Source organism: Pseudomonas emilianonis, from assembly GCF_023072625.1.
Classification (GTDB): domain Bacteria; phylum Pseudomonadota; class Gammaproteobacteria; order Pseudomonadales; family Pseudomonadaceae; genus Aquipseudomonas; species Aquipseudomonas paraveronii.
This window is the reverse complement of sequence record NZ_JAKNRV010000639.1, coordinates 1-1484: the sequence shown is the minus strand read 5'-3', so window position 1 is coordinate 1484 and position 1484 is coordinate 1. Positions and strand designations below refer to the sequence as shown.

The following is a 1484-nucleotide window of genomic DNA, read 5'->3' as shown; positions in this document are numbered from 1 at the left end:
GGGCGAGGGCGACCAGGGTGGCGGCGCCGCCCCAGGAGAACGACAGCACGTGTTCGGCGGCGAAGTGGTCGATGAGTTCCAGGAGGATCTGGCCTTCGACTTCCTTCGTCAGCATTTGCTCATGGCGGTTATGGATTTTGGAGCGGCCGGCGTAGGGCTGGTCGTACAAAACCACATTGAACTGCGGGTACAGGCTTTTCACGGTTTGGGCGAAGGACGCCGTGGTGGCCATGGAGCCGTTGACCAGGATGATGGTCTTTTCAGCCGCGTCCGCGCGATAGAACTCCGTGTAAACCCGATACTGACCCTGTATATCCAACACAGCGATTTCTGGCCTCATGTCGTAAGACTCCTGGCAAGCGGGTAGTGCGCGCAGATCACTCTGCACGAGCTTTATGACAGGTAGGCATACGCCTGGAAGATGAGTGCCCATGTCGAGCCGATGACGGCTGGCCGACGGGTGTTATCAGGGCGGGCTGTTTGCCGGGGAGGCCCGTGGATCAAGCGCGGGCGGGGCAAGGTGTTTCTTGGAGGTTATAGGCGACTCGCCAGTCATAATTTGGCTGACGGTTTGATTCAAGCAGTCGATTCGGGATGTCGCAAGTCGCCGAGATGGGTTTTAGCCATCACCGGCCGAACGGTCGTCAAACCAACAAAATTTCATCGGCGCTCAACGCCCGATACTCGCCGGGCGCCAGCGCGCCATCCAGTTCCAGCGGCCCCATGCGTTCCCGATGCAAGCGGATCACCTTGTTGTTGAAATGCCCGAACATGCGCTTCACCTGGTGATAGCGACCTTCGATGATGCTCAAGCGGGCCAGGCGCGGTGCCAACAGTTCCAGCTCGGCCGGTTGAGTCGTCAGGTCTTCAAACGCGAAATACACCCCCGCCGCGAAGGTGGCGGCGTATTGCGCACCGATCTCCTGCTCGGTCTCCACACGGTAGACCTTGGGCAGTTTGGTCGTCGGTTGCGTCAGGCGCCGCGACCACTGGCCGTCGTTGGTGATCAACATCAGCCCGGTGGTGTTGAAGTCCAGGCGACCGGCGATATGCAGTTCGTCTTTGTCCGGTTCATCCAGCCAGTCCAGCACCGTCGGGTGCTGTGGGTCGGCGGTGGCGCTCACGCAGCCCTGCGGTTTGTGCAGCATGAAATAGCGCGCCGGTTTACCCGCCTGTAGCACCTCATCGTCCACGCATACCCGGCTGAATTCGCGTACTTCATGGTGAGGGTCACTGACAGGCACGCCATCGACGCTCACGCGCCGTTCCACCAACAACAGGCGGACTTGCTGGCGATTGAAACGCGGCAGGTTGCTGAGGAATCGATCAACCCGCATTACAACGGCTCAGCCCCACGCAACTGCGCGTCCACCCGGGCACAGCGCGGGCACAGGCAGGCCTGGTTGCGTAATGCATCGGGCAGGGCTTCGAGCACCGCCGGGTCGATGGTGACGCTGTAGCACCAGCAGGCCTGGTCGGCAGTG

General features: G+C 61.1%; 3 protein-coding genes. All 3 read right to left on the bottom strand.

Annotated elements, in window-relative coordinates; genetic code table 11:
• Positions 1-340 (bottom strand): alpha/beta fold hydrolase (locus tag L9Z73_RS30365; RefSeq protein WP_247408653.1); only part of this gene is annotated, 340 nt, incomplete at its 3' end.
• Positions 341-644: 304 nt separating this feature from the next.
• Positions 645-1337 (bottom strand): pseudouridine synthase, encoded by a 693-nt coding sequence (locus L9Z73_RS30360; RefSeq protein ID WP_247408652.1) that lies wholly within the window; start codon positions 1335-1337, stop codon positions 645-647.
• Positions 1337-1484 (bottom strand): cysteine-rich CWC family protein (locus tag L9Z73_RS30355; protein WP_247408655.1); only part of this gene is annotated, 148 nt, incomplete at its 5' end. The genes L9Z73_RS30355 and L9Z73_RS30360, both read right to left, overlap by 1 nt.

Bases quoted from the DNA above. Each gene is read 5' to 3' on its own strand.
- L9Z73_RS30360 (WP_247408652.1), bottom strand. From the start codon at position 1,337: ATGCGGGTTGATCGATTCCTCAGCAACCTGCCGCGTTTCAATCGCCAG.